Source organism: Stenotrophomonas sp. RS-48, assembly GCF_030053245.1.
Lineage (GTDB): Bacteria > Pseudomonadota > Gammaproteobacteria > Xanthomonadales > Xanthomonadaceae > Stenotrophomonas > Stenotrophomonas maltophilia_P.
Map to the genome: position 1 here is coordinate 1 of NZ_JASGBV010000075.1, position 23,449 is coordinate 23,449.

General features: G+C 64.3%; 19 protein-coding genes. 9 read left to right on the top strand and 10 right to left on the bottom strand.

Translation table 11 applies throughout. The features are described from left to right. The 8 genes from QMZ25_RS13830 to QMZ25_RS13865 form a co-directional block, all read right to left on the bottom strand. Positions 1-892 (bottom strand): hypothetical protein (locus tag QMZ25_RS13830; protein ID WP_283219802.1); only part of this gene is annotated, 892 nt, incomplete at its 3' end. After that, positions 889-2,187 (bottom strand): oligosaccharide flippase family protein, encoded by a 1,299-nt coding sequence (locus QMZ25_RS13835; protein ID WP_283219803.1) that lies wholly within the window; start codon positions 2,185-2,187, stop codon positions 889-891. The genes QMZ25_RS13830 and QMZ25_RS13835, both read right to left, overlap by 4 nt. Continuing rightward, the gene (locus tag QMZ25_RS13840) at positions 2,184-3,530 is read right to left on the bottom strand and encodes a hypothetical protein (protein WP_283219804.1); all 1,347 of its coding nucleotides are present in this window, start codon (positions 3,528-3,530) and stop codon (positions 2,184-2,186) included. The genes QMZ25_RS13835 and QMZ25_RS13840 overlap by 4 nt, the downstream gene beginning before the upstream one ends. Before the next feature lie 69 nt (positions 3,531-3,599). Then, a complete protein-coding gene (locus QMZ25_RS13845; protein WP_263178018.1) occupies positions 3,600-4,601 on the bottom strand; it encodes a hypothetical protein in 1,002 nt (333 codons plus the stop codon). 28 nt (positions 4,602-4,629) lie between these two features. Next, positions 4,630-5,763, bottom strand: coding sequence for an NAD-dependent epimerase/dehydratase family protein (locus tag QMZ25_RS13850; RefSeq protein WP_283219805.1), 1,134 nt, complete (start codon positions 5,761-5,763; stop codon positions 4,630-4,632). 104 nt (positions 5,764-5,867) lie between these two features. Further along, positions 5,868-8,078, bottom strand: a complete 2,211-nt coding sequence (locus tag QMZ25_RS13855; protein ID WP_283219806.1) for a polysaccharide biosynthesis tyrosine autokinase — start codon at positions 8,076-8,078, stop codon at positions 5,868-5,870. Positions 8,079-8,135: 57 nt separating this feature from the next. Continuing rightward, positions 8,136-8,570: a low molecular weight protein-tyrosine-phosphatase gene (locus QMZ25_RS13860; RefSeq protein ID WP_283219807.1), complete on the bottom strand. Its 435-nt coding sequence runs from the start codon at positions 8,568-8,570 to the stop codon at positions 8,136-8,138. 143 nt (positions 8,571-8,713) lie between these two features. Then, complete coding sequence (locus QMZ25_RS13865; protein ID WP_128990430.1) at positions 8,714-10,171, bottom strand: undecaprenyl-phosphate glucose phosphotransferase; 1,458 nt, start codon at positions 10,169-10,171, stop codon at positions 8,714-8,716. Between the two features lie 483 nt (positions 10,172-10,654). On the opposite strand from QMZ25_RS13865, the gene QMZ25_RS13870 reads away from it, so the two are divergent. The 7 genes from QMZ25_RS13870 to QMZ25_RS13900 all read left to right on the top strand — a co-directional run bounded on the left by QMZ25_RS13870 (position 10,655) and on the right by QMZ25_RS13900 (position 17,178). Then, complete coding sequence (locus tag QMZ25_RS13870; RefSeq protein WP_283219808.1) at positions 10,655-12,187, top strand: aldehyde dehydrogenase family protein; 1,533 nt, start codon at positions 10,655-10,657, stop codon at positions 12,185-12,187. Further along, on the top strand, positions 12,187-12,990 hold the full coding sequence (locus QMZ25_RS13875; RefSeq protein WP_180875937.1) for an SDR family oxidoreductase: 804 nt from the start codon (positions 12,187-12,189) through the stop codon (positions 12,988-12,990). Before QMZ25_RS13870 ends, QMZ25_RS13875 begins: the two co-directional genes overlap by 1 nt. Positions 12,991-13,066: 76 nt before the next feature. Beyond that, entirely contained in the window at positions 13,067-13,351 is a 285-nt protein-coding gene (locus tag QMZ25_RS13880; protein WP_053517549.1) for a DUF4190 domain-containing protein, read from the top strand. A gap of 5 nt (positions 13,352-13,356) precedes the next feature. Then, positions 13,357-14,124 (top strand): class I SAM-dependent methyltransferase, encoded by a 768-nt coding sequence (locus QMZ25_RS13885; RefSeq protein ID WP_283219809.1) that lies wholly within the window; start codon positions 13,357-13,359, stop codon positions 14,122-14,124. Between the two features lie 8 nt (positions 14,125-14,132). After that, positions 14,133-15,188 carry a quinone-dependent dihydroorotate dehydrogenase gene (locus tag QMZ25_RS13890; RefSeq protein WP_283219810.1) on the top strand — a complete coding sequence of 352 codons (1,056 nt, stop codon included), beginning with the start codon at positions 14,133-14,135 and terminating at the stop codon, positions 15,186-15,188. A gap of 8 nt (positions 15,189-15,196) precedes the next feature. Beyond that, positions 15,197-16,258 (top strand): UDP-N-acetylmuramate dehydrogenase, encoded by a 1,062-nt coding sequence (murB, locus tag QMZ25_RS13895; protein ID WP_128990422.1) that lies wholly within the window; start codon positions 15,197-15,199, stop codon positions 16,256-16,258. 32 nt (positions 16,259-16,290) lie between these two features. Beyond that, entirely contained in the window at positions 16,291-17,178 is an 888-nt protein-coding gene (locus QMZ25_RS13900) for a DMT family transporter (protein WP_283219827.1), read from the top strand. 7 nt (positions 17,179-17,185) lie between these two features. Here QMZ25_RS13900 and QMZ25_RS13905 read toward each other — a convergent pair whose 3' ends face one another. Continuing rightward, positions 17,186-18,214 carry an aminoglycoside phosphotransferase family protein gene (locus QMZ25_RS13905; RefSeq protein WP_053517554.1) on the bottom strand — a complete coding sequence of 343 codons (1,029 nt, stop codon included), beginning with the start codon at positions 18,212-18,214 and terminating at the stop codon, positions 17,186-17,188. A 124-nt stretch (positions 18,215-18,338) separates the two neighbouring features. Then, positions 18,339-18,950, bottom strand: a complete 612-nt coding sequence (locus QMZ25_RS13910; RefSeq protein ID WP_065175563.1) for a TetR/AcrR family transcriptional regulator — start codon at positions 18,948-18,950, stop codon at positions 18,339-18,341. A gap of 103 nt (positions 18,951-19,053) precedes the next feature. Between QMZ25_RS13910 and QMZ25_RS13915 the strand changes: the two genes are divergently transcribed. Both QMZ25_RS13915 and QMZ25_RS13920 read left to right on the top strand, forming a co-directional pair. Beyond that, a complete protein-coding gene (locus tag QMZ25_RS13915; RefSeq protein ID WP_065181371.1) occupies positions 19,054-20,133 on the top strand; it encodes an MBL fold metallo-hydrolase in 1,080 nt (359 codons plus the stop codon). 197 nt (positions 20,134-20,330) lie between these two features. After that, the gene (locus QMZ25_RS13920; RefSeq protein WP_283219811.1) at positions 20,331-23,447 is read left to right on the top strand and encodes a discoidin domain-containing protein; all 3,117 of its coding nucleotides are present in this window, start codon (positions 20,331-20,333) and stop codon (positions 23,445-23,447) included. The last annotated feature ends 2 nt before the right edge of the window (positions 23,448-23,449 follow it).

Below are 23,449 nucleotides of genomic sequence, written 5' to 3' on the forward strand. Positions count from 1 at the left end.
ACTCCATTGCAAACTGCGCATCAAATACTCCGTCGTGAACCAGCTTCATGTACACGGCGGAAGAATAGACCACGCCGCCCTGGTTGTTTCGCATTGACCCATCATCACTGATGTTGAAAATAACTTGCGCAAAGCTCTGCCCGGAATCTCCGACGCGGAAGAGCGCCAATAGCGAAAGAACCAGGAACCCGGCCCCAAAAATGAGTGCCACTTGTCTGATATTCCTAGGCCGGAGATACAATAGCAGAATCGCAAAAGCCACCATTGAAGCGGGCAAACGCTTACCAAAGTACAAAGGCGTGATGACAAACATCGCGGCAGCGAGAATCAGAACACGCCGCCTGATCACCCCCTCCCCGGAGTAGCAGTAGGCGACCAGAATAAGAATTAGTACATACTCAAACAGAATTGATGAGCCACTTAATTCATAATCATATGATTGCTCAAAGATACTTCCTTGAATGGAACTTGCTGCAATAATCAGGCATATCAACATTGCAATGATGGCTGACCAGAAGACCACAGCACTATTCTTTCGACGGTAGTCCACCACAGTGAATGGTCGCGAACTGCCGAGCGCGAAGAACAGGCAGGCCAGAAACAGACCCTGGACTGAGAAAGCCTGGGCAATGTAGCCAGAGTTGACATTCCAGTAGAGGTAGTGAATGTCCACCCCGAGAAGAACGGAAAAAAGCCAGAATATAGGATATGTGACAGAAAAAAGGAGCAGGAAGGATAGTTCGATCGAGCTCGAAAGATCCCGCAACTTGAATATGTGATAGGCAATCAAGCCGGCTGGCACGACCACACTCACCACCGGACTTTGACTTAGAAAAAGCCCAACAATGAAGAACAGAGCGAAGCCAAGATCGATTAATCTGCGAGCACTCATCCCTGCCCTCCGATAATCCAAGCTCCGACTGCTCCGTAGAGTCCGATAGATATGACGAGCATGTAAGGATTCGTGAGTAGCACGCGATCGTTGAAGAAAATATAGGCAGCAAGCGACAGGCGAAGAATGAAGTAGAAAAGCCCACCAAGGAATGCAAACATCACAAGACTGTCTGCAGTCGCGGCAAGCCACTTCATCCAGACGAACAAACCCATCAGCGACATGGCCAGGATTAATGCCACCCTGGCCCTCCCGTTGATCTGCATGTACTCAAGCACTGGGCCGCATACACTGGAAAGTGCCAGTCCCGCAGACAGAATCAGCACCGCAGCCGGAAAATCCGGTCCGGCCACACCCAGAACCATCGGAATAAAGGGCGAGATGACCGCGATCCCGATCAACGCAGCGCATGACAACAACAGTGTCCGATTCTGCAGCGACCTGATGCGGCCCTGACGGCCCACGTCAGCGGTCAGAGAGAGCAGCAATGGTTCCGACGTCTTGGACATCGCCATCGCCGGGAACATGGCGGTAAGGGCCAGCATGTAGACCAGATCGTACTCGCCGGCAGTCTCCACACCCATTACGGCGTTGATGATCAGGACGTCAACGCGATCGACTGCTGCCAGAAGCGCCACCGGCAATCCGATTACCAGCATCTCAGCGATCACGGATCTACTGCGGGCACGAGGCTTCGCTGGATCAGAGCCACCCTTCAGCGCCAGCCGCACGTGCTTCCACAACTGCAGCAGTGACGTCCCCTGCGCGACGAACATCGCGGCAGATGCAGAGACCGCAGTCGGATGCAGCCAAGCGAACACAATCAGAAGCGGTGCCCGCAGAAGACGTTGATGGAAGTTCAGGTGGATCTGGGCCCTGGCAGGGGATCCCACATGCCTCCAGATCGTGTTGGCGAGGTTGTAACAGATGGTCAGTGGAACAAGCAGTACCCCTAGTGCGAAAACAGGGAATCCCACAGTGCCTGCGAATGCGTAGCGAGCGAGCAGTGGGTAGGCCAGAAGCAGGATGGCGGCACCGACTAAGGAGATCGTCATGACCATCCGCACCGTCCTGGCCACGCCCGCTGAGTCGCCCTTCTGGATCAATCGGCTGATCAGCCGTTCGCCCCCCAAAGCCAGGAAGGGGATCATCAGTGTGGAAAAATTGGCACCTACTCGGAACTCACCGAACTCCGCCGGGCTGATCAATCGCGTCAACCATAGCGTCGCACCCAGCATCAGTGCGTTGCCAAGCAGATTGGATGCCACCCCCCAGTAGATTCCCTTGGCGGTCATTCCGTTGCCACCAGGCCAGCAGGAGCCCGCGCCGTATCACACAGCAATCCTTCGGGCTCAACAACCCGCTCTGCGATGACTGCCGGTGCGACGAGATCAGCGTCAAGCCAATGCCCTTCGATCAGATACCGCATCTTTGCCTCGGCAAAGATCGCCTTGGGATCACACCCATTAACAAGCTCGCGGACCGACCTCCCCTTAACCGAATCTATGGCCCCGATGAGCTCCTCCTCTCGATCCACTCGCACGATGCCTGGAAGATGATCGTAGAACGCGCGCCCCAGCAGAATTGAGGGCACATCGGACATGTAAGCGTCGAAACCGGTCATTGAATTGACCGTGATCACCAGCGACGCACCCGACAGATCGTCCTTCAGTTCAGCACTGGAAAGCGCAACACCCGGGGTCTCCGAGATGAACCTATACATTTCTGCACTGTATTTGCGGCGATACAGCGGGTGCTCGCGAACAAGGACATGCCCGCCAGACTGGCGGACAGCGCGCGTCGCCAGTTCGACGAACTGCGCATCACCAAGACCGAGAGGGTTATGGTGAATATTGTTCGCATCATCCGGGACCTGCAGCGCCACCAGCACATGCGGCGCGCTGTTGGTACCAGCGATCGCCTCTTGCTGCAAACAGGCAGCGTAGCGTCGCTCTGGATATCGGGGCATGGGCAGTGTTTCCCACTCTACCGGCAGACGCGCTACCGCCTTCAACGCACGGGACAGCAGGTGATCCATGGCTCTAAACACCGGATTGCGCTTGAAGCGGGAACGCTTCTGCGGCGCCTCGGCGGAATAGCCCTCCCCCGTCAACGCCGCTACGTCATGACGGAAAGAACAGTTCGCATTGACGCCTTTGCGATCAAGAATCGTCGTGCCGCCCGGCCCCTGCTCGAAGTGGAACTTCGGCACATCAGGCCAGTCGCGGGCCAGGCAGAAGGACAACGCTTCGCAGGCGATCCGTGTGTCGCCCGACATGATGACGCGGTCCGGACGGAACTCGCGCAGGATCTCCGACACGGCGTTGACATACTTCGCCGCTCGTTCGCGGACACGCAGATCGGGCCGCCCTCCCGCTCCGGAAAGGATGTACGAGTGATATGCGCCAATACGATCCAGTTCCGCCTCTTCGACGGCCTCAACTTCCGACGAGGCCTTGGTGGCCTCCCAAGGAAGCAGTCGAACTGCCTTCCGCTCAATGGCCAGGTAAAGATAGGCGCTTGGAAACAGCGCAAGGTGAAGGAACTCCGCCTCGCCGTCCCGCAGCCGGACTTCATCTTCGATAGCAGAGAAGAAGCGGGCAAAAGTATCGTAGTAGACGACGGTGAGGTACTTCATGCTAGGTAGCTTGTATTGGAGGAGCGTTCGAACGGAGGGGCGGCGTGACGCGTCACTGGGCCGCCCCGGCTATTTTCCAAGAACGCGCAGTACCCAATTCCTGGCAGAAAGTCCAACACGAACTGATTCATCGTGGGGGACGCCCTCACGCAGAATGAACTCGCGAGTCACTTTCGGCGCACGTCGGTCGATCAGGTACATGCCTTTCTGCGAGTAGACCTCGTAGTTGACGATGTCTTCGTTCGTGGTCACCAGCAACCGCTGTGCCCCGATCGCCTCGATCGTCCGCATCGTCAGACCCAGCTGACCAGGCCTGTTCACGTCGATCACGGAGCGACTCTCCGCGATGCGATCAACCACTTCGGACAGCGGCATTCCCTTGAAATCGATGTACTTCCTGGCGAAGCGACGGAAGCCGCCATCGAACAGCGCGCGCAAGCGGAAGAGCATGCGGGATGGGTAATAGCAGTAGACGAACACCTTCATCCCGTCCTTCTCAAGCTGATCGATGATCTGTTCGAGAACCTTGTAGCGGTCGGTATGGATGGTTCCGATGAAGCACGCGTCGTACTTGAACTCTCCTCTCCAGTTGGCGGCGCGCTCAAACTCCCTGCCATAGAACAATGGCAGGAACTGCATCTGAGGATTGGCATCAACATCGGCACGATCAAAGGAGAGAACGGCGTCGAACTTGCCCAACACCTTGCGTGCATTCGGGTTGTAATGCATCGAATCCCAGAGGTACAGCACGAACTTCGCGCGCGAATGCATGCTGCGCAGCCGATCAAGAATGCTGCCGGACACAGCCTCGGCACGGATGATCAGCACGAGATCGTAGTCGCGATCGCGGGTCTGTTCGATGATGTCCCCGTAGTAGCGCTCGATCTTCCTTGCGAGGAAGCGCCGGTCCACCCGGATGAGGGCCTTGGTCAGGAAGTCCGCTCCCGGCCTGTCGCTGAAGTAATCGACGACCGCTCCCAGCTGTTCAAGCTCACCCTTGATCAACTTCTCATAGCCGAAGAACATCGGCGCGATGAAAAGCACGCGCTTGCCGGCGAGTGACTCGCTCATACTGCACGCCCCGGCTGTACTGCGGAATTCACTTCAGCAGTCCCTTCGCGCGCATTTCGTCCACCGACCGCTGGTAACCGGAGTCTTCGATCTGTTGTGTCAGAACCCATGCGGCAAAGCGCTTCACGCCCTCTGCGAAAGTGACACGCGGACGGTAGCCCAAGGCCGCCTCAGCGCGGCTGAGATCGGCGAAGTTATGCCGGATATCCCCGATACGGTAGTTGCCGGAGATCCTGATCTCTCCGCCCTTGCCGTACGCATTCTTCAACGCGCTGGCAACGGTGATGACGTCGGTTGCCTCGCCGGTGCCGACATTGAACGCCTGACCGCTGGCATCCGCATCGATTGCCGCAACGGTGGCCGCGACCACATCGTCGATGAAAACGAAATCACGGGTTTCCTTGCCGTCTTCGAAGATGTTCACATCCTTGCCCTGCAGCAGCAGAGTGGAAAAGATCGAGAGGATGCCCGTGTACGGATTCTTCAAGGACTGGCCTGGCCCATAGACGTTCTGGTAACGCAGGGCGATACCCTGGATGCCGATGGCGGACGCGCCAACCAGGACCAGCTGTTCCTGAACCTGCTTGGTGATGCCATAGATCGAGCTGGGGTGGATGCGCGAGTCCTCGTCCGTGGGCAGCGGCGCCACCAGATCACCCGTCTGTGGATCACGGCATTCGAACACGCCATCACGCAGATCGGCATCGACACGTGCCCCGGGGAAGACCGGGCCGTTGGCTCCCTGGTAGCGGCCTTCGCCGTAGATCGAGCGGGAGGATGCCACCACCACGCGCTTGACCGACTCGCAGCCCTGCACCTTGTTGCCGATCAGATCGAGGAACAGCGAGGTACCACGAACGTTGACGTCGACATAGCGGTCGATCTCGTACATGGACTGCCCGGTACCCGTTTCGGCGGCCAGATGAACCACTACGTCCTGGCCCGGCAGGACCTGCAGCCAGTCCTCGCGCCTGCGCACATCTCCCCTGACCACCGTGACTTCGGCAGGCAGAGAGGCCAGCAGTGCAGAGTCCTGCGGATTCTCGCCGTGGATCTGTGGCGAAAGATTGTCCAGGACCGTGACCTGGTCTCCCCGCGCAACCAGCGCGCGCGCCAATGCACTGCCGATGAATCCTGCGCCACCCGTGATCAGTACTTTCATGCCTATCTCCGCTGTATCTCGATTGCGTCGCGGGCCTGCAGGTCGCAGTTGCCGTGACTTCCCTGTCGGCGAGGATGCGTGGTCGCACCCTGCCCGCCTCCCGTTTATCGGGTCGACTTGTATTCGTAGTAGCCGTAGCTGTAGTAGCCGGTTGCACGGCGCTCGACCGCGTTGAAGATGGCGCCCTTCAGCTGAACGTTGTTCTGCTCGAAGCGCTTGCGGGCAAGTGCCAACTCCTTGGGCTGGTTCAGGCCGAAACGCGCGACCAGCAGGCAGGTGCCGGCGTGATGAGCGATGATCGCCGCATCAGTGACCGCCAGGATCGGCGGCGTATCGATGATCACCAGATCAAAACGCTTTTCGACCTGCTCGAGCAACTCCGTGAAGTTGCGGTGCATCAGCAGTTCCGACGGATTCGGCGGTACGTCGCCGCGGGAAATGAAGCTCAGGTTGTCCAGGCCCTGGACCGTACGGATGGCGGTATCCAGCGGTGCTTTGCCGACGAGTACGTCCGACAGGCCCGGCGTCTGGGAGGCACCCAATGCCTTGTGCAGCGTGCCCTTACGCATGTCAGCGTCGATGATCAGCACGCGCTGGCCGGCTTGGGCAATCACCGCAGCCAGGTTGGAGGAAACGAACGTCTTGCCTGCATTCGGGCTCGAACCCGAGATCAGGACGATATTGTTCTTTGCCTCCAGCCGCGCGAAGTGCAGGCTGGTACGCAGGCTGCGCACCGCCTCCACCGCGAGGTCGGCCGGATCCTTTACCGCCAGCAGGTGCAGCTTGCCGTCGGCGCGGAACTTGCCACGCACCGAGTCGGACTGCTGGCCAGGACTGACCGGAATCGACGCGTAGACCGGCAGGCCGATCTCCTCGATCTGGGAGGGGTCTTCAACACCACGGTTGAGCAGCTGCCTCAGCAGTACCAGACCGATGGAAAGGAACGCACCCAGCAGGGTGCCCACCAGTACGACCAGTCCCTTGCGCGGCTTGACCGGCTCGGTAGCGTCGACTTCGGCAGCATCGACGATGCGCACGTTGCCGACCGTGCCGGCACGCGCCACGTCCAACTGCTGAGCCTGGTTCAGCATCGCGGTGTACATCTCGTTGCTGACCTGCAGATCACGGGTCAAACGCAGCAGTTCCTGCTGGGCTTCCGGAAGCTGCTTCACCTGCCCCTGGAACCCACTCTTGCGGGACTCCAGGTCCCCGATCTGACGCATCAACGCCTGGTAGGCCGGGTGATCGCGGGTGAACTTGCGGTCCATCTCAGCCTGCTGCAGGCGCAGCTGCTGGATGCTGGTCTCGACAGCGACCTCCTGATCCAGCAGGCCCTTGGTCTGGAGCGTCAGGTCGACCGAATTGGCACGCATCTGGTAGGCGCTCAGAGACTTCTGTGCTGCGTCAACCTGGTTGCGCACGTTCGGCAGCTGTTCCTTGACGAACGTCAGCTGCGCCGAGGCCTCGGCCGAGTTGCGCTCAACGTTCTGCCTCACGTACGCCTGCGCGACCTGCTGCAGGAAGTTCTGCGCCAGATCGGGATCTGCGCTCTGGTAGGCCAGCGTCAGGATGCCGGAATCCTTGCCCGACTCGCTGACGGACACCTCCTTCTGGAGCTCGTTGACGACCGTCAGGTGACGCTGGCGGGTCACTTCGAAACGCATCCCCGGGTGCGCGCGCATTTCGGCGACCTGCAGGGTGACGCCATTCCCGGCCGCAACCTTGCCGACACTCCCCTTTACCAGCAGGTCGTCATCTTCATCGAACAGCTCGTAGCTGCTGTTCTCACCAACGACCAGCGTCAACGGGCGCGCCAGCAGGTGGCGCGGCACGTCAAGCTGGAAGATGTCCAGCCTTTCGCCGCCCCAGCCGAAACGGGCCAGGCCGAAACGAACATCCGCCAAGGTATCCGGCGCGCTCCGCTCGGCACGGCGCGCAAAGTACCCACCCAGCACCGGAAAGCGATTCGGCTCGACATCGATGTCAAGCTTCAGCGCGTTGACCGCACTACCCACGACTGCGCGAGAGGTGATCAACGCGATCTCGGTCGTCGCCTCGGGGGACCCCGCGCTCATTCCCAGCGACTGACTGATGTCAGCCAGGCCCGGCAGGCTGGGCACCTTCGATTCGACCTGTACGATCGCATCGGCGCGATAGATCGGCGTCGCCAACAGAGCGTATGCCACTGATGCGATGAAGAAGGCTCCGGTGATTCCCGCAATCCACCATTTGTGGTCAATCAGCGTGCCAAGCAGCTGACGCAGATCGATTTCATCATTTTCGTCCTGCGCCGGATTACGGGTATTGGTTGTCATCTGTGAGAGCTCTTCAAATCAGGTATGCGGGATGTCGGAGGGTGGATGCGGCGGGCACTACATGTGCCGCGCCCAGCTCTCGACACCCTCGGCCATCAATGTATAGACATGCTCGAATGCCGGTCGTTGCTGGCGGTACGGGTCAGGGATTTCCCGGTCCTGTTGCCACTTGCCCAGCAGGAAGGTTTTTCCGGAGGCCTGCGGCGCGATCTCGGCGATCCGGCGCACATGCTTGCGCTCCATCGTGAGCACGAGATCAGCCGTCGCCAGAATGGCGTCGTCAATCTGACGGGCGCGATGCGAGTCGCCGGTGAGGCCATGTTCGATCAACAGTTCCTGCGCCGTGGCATCGATGCCATGGCCTACAAGTGCCCCCAGGCCGGCGGAGGACACCTGGATATCTTTGCCCTGCAGCGCCTGACGAAGCATGACTTCGGCGGACGGACTGCGGCAGATGTTGCCAACGCAAACAAAAAGAACGTTCTTGAACACTGACTCGAATCCTGTGGCATTCCGTGCGGCACCAGCCCATCAAGGGTGGTGACAGCCTTACAGGATACCTTACACGGCGATGACGAGGGATGAAAACGTCAGGAAATTCATCACATTACGGCAGATGTCTACAGCAGAAGGCGTCAATAAGCCGACTTCTGCCCGAGAACCTTCAGCGCCGTCAAGGCAATGATCCGAACATCCAGGGTCGGGCTCCAGCGACGGATGTAGTCGATGTCGTACTGCACGCGCTTCTTCATCGACCGCAGTTCCGGCGTCTCGCCCCGCAGCCCGTGCACCTGCGCCCAGCCGGTGATGCCCGGCTTGACGTAATGGCGGTGCATGTAGCGTTCGATCACCCGTTCATAGTGATTGTTGTGCTGGATCGCATGCGGACGGGGGCCCACCACCGACATGCTGCCGCCCAGCACGTTGAAGAACTGGGGCAGCTCATCCAGGCTGCTGCGCCGCAGAAAGGCACCGAACCGGGTCACCCGCGGGTCGCCCCGGGTCGCCTGCGTGATCTGCCCCGTCCCTTCCTCATGCACGCGCATGGAGCGGAACTTCAGCATCCAGAACTCCTTCCCGCCCAGGCCGTGGCGGCGCTGGCGGAACAGGATCGGGCCAGGTGAACTGAGCTTCACGCCGATCGCCAGCACCACGAACAGCGGCGCCAGCAGGATGACCGCCACGCCGGCCACGAGGATGTCCTCGATGCGCTTGAACAGGCGGAAATTGTGGTCCACCAGGCCCTGGCGCACGCCGATCATCGGCACATCGCCCACCTGGTGCACGCCCGGGTTCAGTGCTCCCAGGCCCGTGGTATCGGGAATCAGGCGGATCGGCACCGGGAACCGCTCGATCTGCTTGAGCATGTCACGGATGGGTGCGGTATCTCCCAGCGGCAGGGACACCCAGACCTGGTCGAACTCCCCCCGGTGCGCATCCAGGTAGCGCGGCACATCATCCAGTGCGCCCAGGCGCTGCGGGGCATCGCCGCCACGCCGGGTGGCAATGTCGCCCTTGCTGGTGAAGTAGCCGATCACTTCCTTGCCCATCTCCGGCTTGCCGCGCAGCAGGCGATGCAGCCTGAGCGCCGGCGCCCGGAGGCCGACCAGCAGGATCCGCTCGTGATCCAGTCCACGCGAACGCAACCGATGCAGCTGGACACGCAGCAGTACGCGCAGGCCGACCATCGAGGCCAGACCGCCGATGTACCAGCCCACCAGCCAGCGCGACGGAACGGCATCGGCCAGCCCCACCAGCACGGCATACAGGGAGAACAGGGCGAAGCTTCCGGACCAGGCCAACAGCAGCAGCCAGAGGTCGGCCAGCAGGCCACGCAGGCGCCAGTTGCGGTAGACCGGTGCGATGGAGAAGCAGACGATGGCGCTGAGAATCACCGCACCGAAGACGATGCGCTGGGACTGGTTGGGCGCCGCCGTCCCGTAGCACACGACGTGGGCCAAGGCAGCCATGCCGGGCAGGAGCAACAGGTCTCCGAGGCGAAGCCCCAGTTCCAGGGCCGCCCGGGCTTCGACCCGGCGGCGGCCGGCATCGGCACGCTCTGCGGGGAGGTCATCTACCGATCCATGTAGCACTGCACTTCTCCAAGCTGTGTTCCGATCCAGCACTACAATGTGATGGCTGTCGCATACCAGGCCTCCCCAAGCCGGTGCGAACAGACGGAATTGCGTCAATAAGTCGAACGTGATTGTGAATGATGTGAAAGGCAATTGGTAGGAAGCGGCAGCCCGTCGGGCGCCCATTCACCCGCCCGACCCACCCTAAGTCATTAGAACTATTCCTATTTTTTAATATTTCAAAATGCGTCAAAATGATTCGTACTACGTCCAGTAGCGTCCAGAAATTGACGTTTGTTGCACGGAATCATCCCATCACGCTCCGAAGGATCAACCCGATTGGCGCCGCCGGGACGTCCCGTCCCAGCACGTCCGCCAGGCCTGGCACCCTGCACTGCACCAAGGCCGCTCATCGCCCTCTGCTACCATCGGCGGTTCTGTTCATCGCCCCCCACCCGCCCGCGATGACGCCAAACAACGTAACGAAACACAGGAGTCTGCATGTCTTCCGAGCTGCTCAAGTCCCTTGGCCTGGACGCGATCAACGCTGGCACGTACCTGGGCAACGGGGAGTGGTCGAGCGCTGCCAGCGGTGAGCTGATCACCCCGGTCAACCCGACCACGGGCGAGCCGATCGCACAGGTGCGTGCGACCACCGAGACTGAATACGAAACGGTGATCACCCGCGCCCAGGAAGCGTTCAAGCAGTGGCGCACCACCCCTGCCCCGCGCCGTGGCGAAGCCGTGCGCCTGTGCGGCGAGGCGCTGCGCAGGCACAAGGACGCGCTGGGCTCGCTGGTTGCCCTGGAGATGGGCAAGAGCAAGCCGGAAGGCGATGGCGAGGTGCAGGAGATGATCGACATCGCCGACTTCGCCGTCGGCCAGAGCCGCATGCTGTATGGCTACACGATGCACTCGGAGCGCCCCGGCCACCGCATGTACGAGCAGTACCACCCGCTGGGCCTGGTCGGCATCATTTCGGCCTTCAACTTCCCGGTCGCGGTGTGGAGCTGGAATGCATTCCTGGCGGCGATCTGCGGCGACGTGTGCATCTGGAAGCCGTCCAACAAGACGCCGCTGACCGCCATCGCCTCGATGAAGATCTGCAACGACGCGCTGCGCGAAGCCGGCTTCCCGGACATCTTCTACCTGGTCAACGATGCCGGCACCGCACTGTCGGAAAAGCTGGTTGATGATCGTCGCGTGCCGCTGATCAGCTTCACCGGCTCCACCCAGGTCGGCCGCACCGTCAATGAAAAGGTGGCGCGCCGCCTGGGCCGCTGCCTGCTGGAACTGGGTGGCAACAATGCCATCATCCTCGACGAGACCGCCGACCTGAAGCTGGCTGTGCCGGGGATCGTGTTCGGCGCCGTCGGTACGGCCGGCCAGCGCTGCACCACCACCCGCCGCCTGATCGTGCACCGCTCGATCTACGCCGACGTGCTGGCCACGCTGGTCAAGGCGTACAAGCAGGTGGAAGGCAAGATCGGCGATCCGACCGATGCCGCCAACCTGATGGGTCCGCTGAACAGCGAGGGTGCCGTGCAGCAGTTCCTCGATGCAATTGCCCAGGCCAAGGCCGCCGGCGGCACCATCGAGACCGGTGGCACCCGCATCGACCGCGCCGGCAACTTCGTGCTGCCGGCCATTGTCAGCGGCCTGAAGAACAGCGATGCCGTGGTCCAGCACGAGACCTTCGCGCCGATCCTGTACGTGATGCCCTACGACAGCATCGACGAAGCCATCGACATGCAGAACGGGGTACCGCAGGGCCTGTCCTCGTCGATCTTCACCCAGAATCTGAAGACCGCCGAACGCTTCCTGTCGGCTGCGGGCTCGGATTGCGGCATCGCCAACATCAACATCGGCACCTCCGGTGCGGAGATCGGTGGCGCGTTCGGTGGCGAGAAGGACACCGGTGGTGGCCGCGAGTCGGGCTCGGACGCATGGAAGGTCTACATGCGCCGGCAGACCAACACCATCAACTACTCCGATTCGCTGCCGCTGGCCCAGGGCATCAAGTTCGACCTGTGATGCATCCCGGCACGGACGGCGCCGAGGGTGGGGCCCCCGCGGGGGCTCCAATCCTCGACTTCAGCGGCCGCCGGGTGCTGGTTGCCGGTGGCAGCAAGGGCATCGGCCGTGAGATGGCCCTGGCCTTCGCTGCGGCCGGCGCCCATGTCTCGGTCTGCGCACGAGGACAGGCGGGGCTCGACGCCCTGCTGGCCGACGCAGCGGCCCAGGGGGCATCACTGCACGCCTTTGCCGCCGACCTGGCCGACCCCGGCCAGATCGACGCCTGGCTGCATGCGGCCGCAGCGTCCCTGGGCGGCATCGACGTGCTGGTCAACAATGCCACGGGATACGGCATGGCCGACGATGAAGACGGCTGGGCCGCCAGCCTGCAGGTCGACCTGATGGCCGCGGTGCGGGCCTCGCGGCTCGCCCTGCCCTGGCTGCGCGAATCGAGCGACGCCTGCATCCTCAATCTCTCCTCGATCGCCGCGCAGCAACCCCGGCCGGGGGGCGCTCCCTATGCGGCTGCCAAGGCCGCTCTTTCGCACTACACCACGTCGCAGGCGCTGGCACTGGCGCCGGACCGGATCCGGGTCAACGCCATCGCCCCGGGCTCCATCGAGTTTGCCGACGGTCTGTGGGACCGGCGCAAAACCAGCGACCCGGCGCTGTATCACGGCACCCTGGCAAGAATTCCGTTCGGCCGCTTCGGCCAGCCACGCGAGATTGCCGATGCCGCGCTGTTCCTGTGCTCGCCGCTGGCGCGCTGGATCACCGGTCACGTGCTGAACGTCGATGGTGGCCAGGTACTGATGGGCTGAACCGCTCGGGCCGGGCACTGCCCATGGGATTGCCCGGACGGAGGCACTATCATGTGCGTACTGCAAGGAGGACCCGATGAGCGTGGCACCCCGACAGACAAGCGCCCTGGCCGTGGTCAGCCTGGTCATGGGCATTGCCGCCTGGACTGTCCTGCCCTTCGTGGCCAGCATCGTCGCCATCGTCACCGGCCACATGGCCCGCGCCGAGATCCGCCGCCGCCCGCATGAACTTGAGGGCGATGGCCTGGCCGTCACCGGGCTGGTGCTGGGCTGGGTGATGGTGGCAGCCGCCCTGGCGGCAGTCCTGGCCTTCATCCTCTTCTTCGGTGGCCTGGCTTGGCTCGCCGCACTGTCGAACTGACCGCCATGACCTCCTCCGACAGCACCGAACGCTTCAGCAGCCGCGTCGCCGATTATGTCCGTTATCGGCCTGACTACCCGCCGGCGTTGATGGAATGGCTGCATGGACCGATGGGCGTCGACCACGATGCACGGGTGGCCGACATCGGCGCCGGTACCGGCATTTCCAGCCGTCTGTTCCTCGACACCGGCCATCCTGTGGTCGCGGTCGAACCCAACGCCGCCATGCGCGCCGCCGCCGAAGGCTGGCTGGCTGCATATCCGTTGTTCCAGGCCGTCGATGGGCGTGCCGAGGCCACCGGCCTGTCAGAGCACAGCGTCGATCTGGTCAGTGCCGCGCAGGCCTTCCACTGGTTCGACACCGACGCCGTCCGTGTTGAATGGCAGCGCATCCTGCGCCCCGGCGGACTGGCGCTGATCTACTGGAACTCACGCCTGCTCGATGCCAGCCCGTTCCTGGTCGGCTATGAGCAGCTGCTGCTCGATTACGGCACGGACTATTCCGCCGTGGCCGAACGCTACCAGGATGACGCCACGATGCAGGCATGGTTTGGTGCCGGGTTGCGCGGCCAGGTGGAACTGCCGAACGTGCAGCATCTGGATCTGGACGCCCTGCGCGGCCGCCTGCTGTCGTCCTCCTATGCGCCACAGCCCGGGCATCCGCGCCATGCGCCGATGCTGGCGGCACTGCAGGATCTGTTCGCGGCCCACGCGGTCAACGGCCAGGTCGCCTTTGAATATCGAACCCGAGCCTTCCTCGGCACGCTGGACTGAACCGACGCATGTATTCGCTTGCCCGCCCCTTCCTGTTCTCGCTCGACGCCGAGCGCGCCCACGGCCTCGGCCTGTCCGCATTGGACGTGGCCTACCGCACCGGCACCACGCCGCTGCTGGCCGCACGCATCGCGCCGCTGCCGAGCACCGTGTTCGGGCTGACATTCCCCAATCCGGTCGGCCTGGCGGCCGGCCTGGACAAGAATGGCGAGCACATCGATGCGCTGTTCGCGCTGGGTTTCGGCTTCGTCGAGATCGGCACGATCACGCCGCGGCCACAGGCGGGCAACCCGACGCCGCGGCTGTTCCGGCTGCCGGCGCACAACGCCATCATCAATCGCATGGGCTTCAACAACTCCGGCGTGGATGCACTGGTGCGCAATGTCGAGCGCGCGCGCAACCGTCGCGGCCTGCTCGGCATCAACATCGGCAAGAACAAGGACACCCCCAACGAGCAGGCCGTCGACGACTATGTGGCCTGCCTCGACAAGGTGTACCCGCTGGCTGACTACATCACCGTCAACATCTCCTCGCCCAACACCGCCGGCCTGCGCGAGCTGCAGGAGGAAACCGCACTGCGCCAGCTGGTCAGCCAGCTGCGTGACCGCCAGGAAGACCTGGCCGCGCGGCACGGCCGGCGCGTACCGATGCTGGTGAAGGTGGCGCCTGACCTCAGCGAGCGCGACATCGACGCTGCTGCGCGCGTGCTCGGCGAGCTGCAGGTGGACGGCGTGATCGCGACCAACACCACGATCGACCACAGCAAGGTGGCCGGCGATCCGCTGGCGAACGAAGCCGGCGGTCTGTCCGGTGCCCCGGTCCTGGAACAGTCCACCCTGGTCCTGCGGCGGCTGCGCTCGCGCCTGCCCGAGTCGGTGCCGCTGGTCGGTGTCGGCGGCATCCTGTCCGGCGCCGACGCAGTGGCCAAGATGGCGGCGGGCGCCTCGCTGGTGCAGTGCTACAGCGGCCTGATCTTCCGCGGGCCGGCGCTGGTATCGGAATGCGTGGAGGCGATCCGCCGCCGCCGCGAAGCGCCAAGCCGTGGCGCGGTGGCGCCGCTGTGAGCGCCCCCATGGATGGACTCGACACCGCCGCGCCGCTGCGCTGGACATTGACCCGGAACGCGCCGCTGCAGGCGCTGAACACCTTCCACGTGCGTGCCAATGCCGCGCAGCTGCTGGAGCTGCATGACGCATCGCTGCTGCCGGAAGTGCTGGCGCTACCGGAGGTTTCCGCCGGACCGCTGCTGGTACTGGGCAGCGGCAGCAATGTGCTGATCGCCGACGATCTGCCTGGCACCGTGCTGGTGTTCGGCAACCGCGACATCAGTTTCCTGGAGCATCGCGCCGATCATGCGGTGATCCGCGCCGGTGCCGGCGTGCCCTGGCACGGCCTGGTGATGTGGTCGCTGCAGGAAGGCCTGTCCGGGTTGGAGAACCTGGCCCTGATTCCAGGCACGGCCGGTGCAGCGCCGATCCAGAACATCGGCGCCTATGGCGCACAGGTCGGCGAGTTCATCCAGGCAGTGGAAGCCTGGGACTGCCACGAGCAGGCCTGGGTGCGGCTGGACAATGAACAGTGTGGCTTCGCCTACCGCGACAGCGTGTTCAAGCAGCAGGCAGACCGCTACCTGATCACCGCCATCGAGCTGAAGCTGCCCTTGCTGCACGACCTGCGCATGGACTATGCCGGCATCCGCGAAGAACTCCAGGCGCAGGGCGTGGAGCTGCCCAGTGCCGTAGACGTGGCCAACGCAGTCATCGCGATCCGCCGCCGCAAGCTGCCCGATCCGGAGGTGCTGGGCAATGCCGGCAGCTTCTTCAAGAACCCGGTCCTGCCCCTGGAGCAGGTCGACGTGCTGCTGCAGCATTTCCCGGACCTGCCGGTGTTCCCGGCCGATCGTGAGGACCGGCGCAAGGTCTCCGCAGCGTGGATGATCGAGGCCTGCGGCTGGAAGGGCTTCCGTGAGGGCGATGCAGGCGTTGCTGCCAGCCATGCGCTGGTCCTGGTCAACCATGGCAACGCCACCGGGGCCGAGCTGCTTGCGCTGGCGCGGCGCATTTCCGCGTCAGTGCTGGAGAAATTCGGCGTACCGATCGAACCGGAGCCGCGCCTGCTCGGCGCACAGTGGTGAACACCCCCGCCCTTTCCACCGGCGCCACCCCGCTGCGGGCGGCGCTGCTGATGCTCGGCAGCACCCTGGCGTTCGGCATGATGGCGGTGGCGATCCGTTACGCCACCCGTTACGTACCGACCCAGGAGGTCGCCTTCTTCCGCAACGCGTTCGGCCTGCTGGCACTGCTGCCGATGCTGCTGCGGCCGGGCCATGCGCCGCTGAAGACCCAGCAGCTGCCACGCTACTTCGTGCGTAGTGCGATCGGCCTGGGTTCGATGCTGTGCGCGTTCTGGGCGTTGGGCCATCTGCCACTGGCGCAGGCGGTATCGCTCTCGTACTCCACACCATTGTTCGTCACCATCGCCGCCGTGCTGTGGTTGGGCGAAACCGTGCGTGTGCGCCGCTGGGCCGCAGTGGTGGTCGGTTTCATCGGTGTGCTGGTGATCGTGCGGCCGGGCACCACCGGCTTCACCGCTGGCAGCCTGGTCGCCGTCGCCGCTGCGGTGCTGAGTTCACTGGTGGCCATCCAGATCAAGCAGCTCACCCGCGTGGACAGCGCCGATACCGTGGTGCTCTATACCTACGTCTTCTGGGTGCCGCTTTCGCTGGTTCCGGCAGTGTTTGTCTGGGTCTGGCCCAGTGGCGTGGCCTGGCTGTGGCTGCTGCTCACCGGCGTGATGGGCACGGTCGGCCAGCTGCTGTGGACGCGTGCGCTGCGCCTGGGAGAAGTGTCGGCGCTGACGCCGATCAGCTTCCTGCAGCTGCCGCTGGTGACCCTGTGCGGGTGGCTGCTGTTCAACGAGACCGTGGACCGCTGGACCATCATCGGTGCGGGCATCATTCTGGCCGCCAACGCTTACATCGCCCACCGCGAGGCCGTGCTGTCGCGGCGGGCGGCGACGGCGGCGGCGTCAGCGGCGGCCAAGCCCGCCGAATGATCCACCGTCAACGCTGCAGCGGCGACGCATCCAGCGCGCGATACGCGCGTTCGGCTGCGTCGAACACATTGCCCGGCGCGAACTGTTCGCCCAGGTAGTGCAGCGACTGACGGCGCAGCTGCGGCGAGCGCTCCAGCGCGTCGCCCCCCAGCAGCACCTGTTCGAACTCGATCAGGTCCTGCAGGATCCGCCAGTGCCGGTACCAGGCGATCCAGCGTGGGTCCCCCAGGTCCGGGCCATACCCTTCCACGAAACCGAGCGGACGTTCGCGCCCCCAGCGTCCACCCACCGCCGCGCCGGGGAACATCAGATCCCGCTCGCGCGGCGCCAGGGACAGGCCATCCCAATCAATCAGGTGCAGGTTGCCCTCGTTACCCATCAGCAGGTTTCCCGCATGCAGGTCGGTATGGCACAACCGCAGCGGCGGCCGTTCGTCGCGCAGTTCATCGTGCAGTTCCGACGCGCGGCGGTGGACCTCGGCAATGCGTTCGCGGCGCAGCTCCCAGACGGCCAGGAACGCGCTGCCCAACCGATCCTGCGCGACCGGCAAGGCATCGCCCGGCTGCAGCCAGCGCCCAACGGTGGTCAACGCATCCGCTTCAAGGCGCAGGGTCGGCAGCGCGCGTTGCAGCGATTCGGGCACCTCAGCGTCATGCAGCCGGCGCAGCACGTTGCCCAGGCGCAGCCACTGCGCATGGCTGAGCGGCGCCTCGAAACCGGACTGGCCCTCGATGTAGGGAAACAGCGTGAACTGCAGGCCCCAGCGCTGGACCGACGCGCCGCCGGTCAATGCCGGCCAGGGCGCCACGATCTCCTCGATGCCCAGGGTGCCCCGCAGCCAATGCAGCGTGTCCCAGACCGCCGGTTGCACCTGGTAGGTGCGGCATTTCAACCACCACTGACCGCGTCGCGCGTCGATGCGGTAAACGCTGGCATTGGCGTCTGCGCCAACCGGGCGAGGCACCACGGCGGCGGTGGTGATGCCATAGGACTGTTGCAGGACTTCGCCGATATGGCGCGCCGAAGCGGATGACATGGAAGCAATCGTGCATTGATACCCGACGTCACTATCGCAGATGGCGCATCGACGGCACAGACATGTCCGTCACAGCACTGTGCTTGCGGGCCGGGCGAGCCATGCCGACGCGGTTGCCACGGCATCAGCGCGCGTAGTGGCCCAGGAACATGGCGACCGCCGATGCCGCCACCCGCGCGCGCTCGTCGGCCCCCAGCGGCGCCTGCCCCATCGTTACCTGCGGCCAGAAGGCGAAACTCTTCACCAGTCCATGCAGCTGATGGGCGGCGAATTCGGGATCGACCGCACGCAGCCGGCCATCGGCGATCGCCGCACGGATCCAGGCGCTTTCCCCGCTCTCCTTCTCGCCCATGCGGCAGACGATTGCCTGCGCACGTTCGGGTGAATGGATGATCTCCGCCATGGCAACGCGGGCCAGGTCGATGAAATTGGCATCACCCAGCAGTTCCAGCTTCTGCTCCAGCAACGCGAGCAGTTGCGGCTCCAGCGGCTGCTCCGCACGGTAGGGCAGCTCGACGCCGGCCATGCTGCGTTCCCAGAGTTCCTCCAGAATCAGCGAGAACAGTTCTTCCTTGCTGGGGAAGTGGTTGTAGACCGTGCGTTTGGATACACCGGCCGCTGCCGCGATCCGGTCCATGCTGGTGGCCTCATAGCCGGCCGTGCGGAATTCCTCCACCGCCGCGCGCACGATGGCCTCGCGTTTGCGGTCGGTCAGGCGCTGCGGCGGACGGGACATGGCGACACCAGATAGCTGAACGGATACCCCCATTTTACACCGATCAGTGTACTTTTCCGCAGCAGGAAACTACACTGTGCAGTGTACCCTGCGGACGTCACCCATGAAGCGCCTGCTCCTTGTCCTCCTGCTTGGAATCCTCGCCGTGACCGCCTACACCTTCTGCAAGTCCTGGTCCCTCCCCGACTTCCCCGACTCCCCGCAATACCGCGAGGGCAAGTTCCACAACGTACTGCCGCGGCCGGCGATGGGCCTGCGCAACGGGCTGGAGATCTGGTGGACCTTCCTGTTCAACAAGCCGAAGGGGACCGTACCCGCGGGCGCCATACCGGTGCAGGCGCTGGATCGTGCCGCGCTGGAAGCCGCGCCGGATCGCAGCCTGTTCCGGCTGGGGCATTCGACGATCCTGCTGAAGCTGCGCGGCCAGTATTGGCTGACCGACCCGGTCTTCTCCGAACGGGCGTCACCGGTGCAGTGGATGGGCCCTGCGCGCTTCCACGCCCCGCCGATCAGCATCGAACAGCTGCCGCCGATCGCCGGCGTGATCCTCTCGCACAACCATTACGACCATCTGGATCACGCTGCGGTGATGCAGCTGGCGGGCAAGACCACGCGCTTCATCGCGCCGCTGGGTGTGGGTGATCAGTTGATCGCCTGGGGCGTGGACGCGGACAAGGTCGAACAGCTGGACTGGTGGCAATCGACCGAAGCCGATGGCCTGCGCCTGACCGCCACACCCGGCCAGCACTTCTCCGGCCGCGGCCTGGGCGACAGCGACCGCAGCCTGTGGGCCTCGTGGGTCATCCAGGACGGCGACTTCCGCATCTTCTTCAGTGGTGACACCGGCTACTTCGATGGCTTCAAGGCCATCGGCGAGAAGTACGGCCCGTTCGATCTGACCATGATCGAAACCGGCGCATACGATCCGCGCTGGGCATTCGTGCACATGCAGCCGGAGCAGACGCTGCAGGCCCACCTGGACCTGCGCGGCAAGTGGCTGCTGCCGATCCACAACGGCACCTTTGACCTGGCCCTGCATGACTGGCAACAGCCCTTCGAGCGCATCACCGCGCTGGCAGCCGCGCACGATGTGCCGATCGCCACGCCGATGATGGGCGAGGCGCTGGACATGCAGGCGCCGCAGGCAGGCACGCGCTGGTGGGAACAGGTGGCGCTGCGCTGAGCTTGCCTGGGCGCTGCTGTCACGGGGCGCCGGTTCGTGCAGGCAGTGACCTTGCGGACGATGGCTGTCGCGACGCCGTGCAGGGCGTCGCGCCACGCGTCCGCCCTCTGCCCTATTGCAGCGCGTCATGTAAACGATTACACCCCCTGCTAGCGTAGCGCCTGCCCGATCCTGGCCGAACCTCCAAGGCTGTCGACATGACGCTGCGTGCTGATCGCTTCCGCCCTTCCTGGGCCTGCCTGCGCTACGTCGCGCGCGCTCTGCTGCCGCTGGCCGTGATGGCCTCCGCCGCTCAAGCGCAGACACTGCCACCGCGCAGCCAGTGGCAGGCCAGCAGCTCATCACAGCAGGTCCCGGCGATGGCCATCGGCCATCTGATCGACAACGACCCGAAGACGGTCACCGGCGGCGCCTTCAGCCCCGGACACTGGTTCCAGATCGATCTGGGCGCGCCTGCCCTGCTCGGGGGCGCGCGCCTGACCTGGGATGTCTCCAATCCCGAGGGCTACACGCTGCAGACCTCGATGGACGGCCGGCAGTGGCAGACCGCATACACCATGGCCGACTCGCTGGGCGATGTGGAGACGCTGTACTTCGAACCGCGCCAGGCGCGCTATCTGAGGCTGGCCAGTCCCCAGCGCACGTCGGACTGGGGGGTCTCCATCTTCGAGATGGAACCCTTGGACGCCACGCTCAGTGCACGCGTGCACGGACTCGACAGCGCACAGGCAGCCGCGTTGTGGCAAGGCGGTAGCGGCGTCGCCCTCCCTACCGATGGCAAGGGCAGCCATGTGCTTGAAATCACCCTGCCGCGCGCTCAGCCGGGCACCGGCCTGGCGGTGGAGTGGGCGGGCCAGCGTGGCGCCGCACGCCTGCAGGCCCAGGATGCGCAGGGGCGCTGGCAGCCGCTGGCGCAGGACACGCAGGCCGCCAGCCATGCCCAGAGTTGGTTGGCCAGCGATACGGTGCACGATGTGCGTGCCCTGCGGCTCATCGTCGACGGGCCCTCGCCACAGGTCACGCGCCTGCGCCTGCTCGGCCCGAAGGCCGTGATGACGCCGATGAAGCAGTACCAGATCGCCGCCAGCGGCGCGCAGCGTGGCTTGTTCCCGGCGTCGTTGCAGATGCAGCAGACGTACTGGACGGCCGTGGGCGTGCATGCCGGACGGCAGAAGTCGATCTTCGACGAATACGGCAACATCGAGGCATTCAAGGGCGCACCGCTGGTGCAGCCGATCTGGCGCAATGCCGATGGGCGTGCCGCCGGTGCCGCGGAACAGGCCGTGCAGCATGCCCTGCGCGACGGCTGGAAGCCGATGCCCTCGGCCGCCTGGTCGCCGCAACCCGGTCTGGAACTGCGCAGCGAAGCGTTCGCGATCGAGCGCGACGGCCAGCCCGTCACCTTCCTCCGGCATCGACTGCGCAATACCGGTACCACGCCGGTCGAGGGCACGCTGAGCCTGGTGGTGCGGCCGATGCAGATGAACCCGCCGTGGCAGAACGGTGGCCTGTCGCCGATCCGCGACGTGGCCATCGACGGCCAGAGCGTGCGCGTCAATGGTCGTACCCTGCTGTACTCGCTGTCGGCGGTCAGCGCCTCCGGCGCGGCACCGTTCGGCCCGAACGGCGAAACCGAGATCACCTCCGCCATCGCTTCGGGCCGGTTGCCCGGCGCACGCCAGGCCACCGATGCGCGTGGGCTGGCGGCGGCGGCGCTGGCCTACCGGATCACACTGGCGCCCGGCGCCAGCCAATCCGTGGTCGTCGCCTTCCCGCTGGGTACGGCGGCGGCCGACGCCAAGGGTGTACTTCCGGAGCCACCGGCACTGGACCTCGCGCGCCTGCCAGGCGATGCCGATGCCGGCTTCGAGACGCTGGCCGCCGAAGCCTCTGCGGACTGGCAGGCACGATTGGGCCAGGTCGGCCTGCGCCTGCCCGATCCGTCGCTGGTCGACATGCTGCGTGCCCAGGCCGCGTACATGCTGATCAACCAGACCGGCCCGGCCATGCAACCCGGCCCACGCAACTACAACCGCTCCTTCATCCGCGACGGCATGGCCACCTCGGCGGTACTGCTGCGGATGGGCGAAGCCAAGGTCGCGCGCGACTACCTTGCGTGGTACAGCGAACACGGGGTACATGCCAACGGCCTGGTGTCGCCGATCCTCAATGACGATGGCAGCGTCAACACCGGCTTCGGATCGGACATCGAGTACGACAGCCAGGGGCAGTACGTCGCGTTGGTGGCCGATGTCGCGCGCCTCGACGGTGGCCCTGAGTCCGTGCGTGCGTACCTGCCGAAAGTGAAGGCCGCGCTGCGCTTCCTGCAGGAACTGCGTGAGCGCACGCTGGTACCCGGTTACAAGGCCGATCAACCGGCGCCGGAACGCTTTGCCGGCATCCTGGCACCGTCGATCAGCCACGAGGGCTATCCCTCTCCCACCCACAGCTACTGGGACGACTACTGGGGCCTGAAGGGCTGGCATGACGGCGCATGGCTGGCTGAATCACTCGGCGACCACGCCACCGCCACCTGGGCACGCGGGCAGTACAAGGCGCTGTATGACGCACTGCACGCTTCGATCCGCGCGACGATGGCGTGGAAGGGCATCGATTTCATTCCCTCCTCCGCCGATCTTGGCGATGGAGACCCGACCGGCGTCTCCATCGCGCTGGATCCCACCGGCGCGCAGAGCGTGCTGCCGGCTGATGCGCTGCGCACCACCTTTGCCCGCTATCTTGACGACGTCCGCAAGCGCAACCAGCCCGGTGCGCTGTATGCGTACACCCCTTATGAAATCCGCAACGTCCTGAGCTATGTGCATCTGGGCCAGCCCGCAGCGGCCGACGAGCTGCTGCAGGGCCTGCTGCGCGACCGTCGCCCGCTGCAATGGCAGGTGCTGGCCGAAGTCGTGCACTCACGGCTGCGTTTTCCGCGCTACCTGGGCGACATGCCGCATACCTGGATCGGTGCCGAATACGGCCGCACCCTGTTCGGGATGCTGATGCGCGAGGACGACGATGCCCTGTCACTGCTGCCGGGCACGCCGCCCTCCTGGCTGGCCGGCGATGGCCTTGCGGTGGAGCGCCTGCCGACGGCGTACGGCACGCTGCGGATGCAGGCACAGCAACGCGACGGTACGCTGACCGTGACGCTCGGCGAAGGGCTGCGCAGCGCCACGGCCGTCAAGGTCTGGTGGCCCGCGCGCACGGCACCGAAGCAGGTGCGCGTGGACGGCCATAGCGTTTCCGACTTCGATGCCGAGGGTGTGCGGTTGGCGAAGCCGTTCAGGACGCTGGAGGCGCGTTGGTAGAG